Source organism: Paracoccus sp. S4493 (genome assembly GCF_000967735.1).
Classification (GTDB): Bacteria; Pseudomonadota; Alphaproteobacteria; order Rhodobacterales; family Rhodobacteraceae; genus Paracoccus; species Paracoccus marcusii.
Genome location: NZ_JXYF01000136.1, coordinates 1 through 1,407, shown reverse-complemented (window position 1 = coordinate 1,407; position 1,407 = coordinate 1). Strand labels below are relative to the sequence as shown.

Here is a 1,407-nt window from a genome sequence, read left to right as displayed (position 1 = left end):
CCCGCCGTTCCTGTATCTGGGTTATGTCGGCCTTTCGATGGCCTTCAGCTTTGCCGTCGCCGCCCTGATCGAGGGTCGCGTGGACGCGGCCTGGGCGCGTTGGGTCCGTCCCTGGACCCTGGCGGCCTGGGTGTTTCTGACCATCGGCATCGCGCTTGGCTCCTGGTGGGCCTATTACGAACTGGGCTGGGGCGGCTTCTGGTTCTGGGATCCGGTCGAGAACGCCAGCTTCATGCCTTGGCTGCTGGCCGCCGCCCTGCTGCATTCGGCCATCGTTGTCGAGAAACGCGAGGCGCTGAAAAGCTGGACGATCCTTCTGGCGATCATGGCGTTCGGTTTCTCGTTGATCGGCACGTTCATCGTCCGATCTGGGGTCATCACCTCTGTCCACAGCTTCGCCAACGACCCGGAACGGGGGGTGTTCATCCTGGCGATCCTGGCGGTGTTCATCGGCGGTGCCCTGACGCTGTTCGCGGCCCGTGCGTCCGAGATGACCGCCAAGGGCGTCTTCGCCCCCCTGTCGCGCGAGGGCGCGTTGGTGCTGAACAACGTGCTGTTGGCCGTGTCGGCCTTTGTCGTGTTCATCGGCACGATCTGGCCGCTGGTGGCCGAGATGGTCTGGGGGCGGGTGCTTTCCGTGGGCCCACCCTTCTTCAACCAGGCCTTCACGCCGTTCATGATCGTGCTGGCGATCGCCCTGCCCATCGGGTCACTGATGCCTTGGAAACGTGCGATGCTGGCCCGCAGCCTGCGCCCGCTGCGCGGGCCGCTGATCCTTTCGGCGGCGATCATGATGCTGGTCTTTGCGGTATCAACCGGACATTCGGCGCTGGCCGTGATCGGGGCCGGGCTGGGATCCTGGCTGATCTTCGGCGCGCTGGCCGATCTGTGGCTGCGGACCGGCAGTTCCGGCGCGTCGCGCCTGTTGCGCCTGCCGCGTGCCGATTGGGGCAAGGCGGTCGCGCATTCCGGGCTGGGCGTCACCTTCGTGGCCGTGTCCCTGATCCAGGCCTGGCAGGTCGAGGATGTGCGCGTGGCGCAGATCGACCAGCCCTTTGCGGTCGGCAGCTATGACTTGGTCCTGCGCGACGTGCGCCGGGCGGACGGACCAAACTATCTGGCCCAGAAGGCCGTGATCGAGGCCAGCCGCGACGGCAGCCCGGTCGCGACCCTCTCTCCGGAAAAGCGCGTCTATCCCGTCCAGGGGATGCCCACGACCGAGGCCGCGATCGATTACGGCCTCTGGCGCGATCTGTATGTCGTTCTGGGTGACGAACAGCCCGGCGGCGGATGGGCGGTGCGGACCTATATCAAGCCCTTTGCCAACTGGATCTGGGCGGGCTGTCTGATGATGGCGATCGGCGGGCTGATCAGCCTGACCGACCGGCGCTATCGCGTAGCGGCGGG

1 protein-coding gene is annotated in these 1,407 nt (G+C 66.5%); it reads left to right on the top strand.

The features are described 5' to 3' along the window. Positions 1–1,407, top strand: a 1,407-nt coding sequence (locus TW83_RS14910) for a heme lyase CcmF/NrfE family subunit (RefSeq protein WP_045983565.1), incomplete at both ends; no start/stop codon positions are given.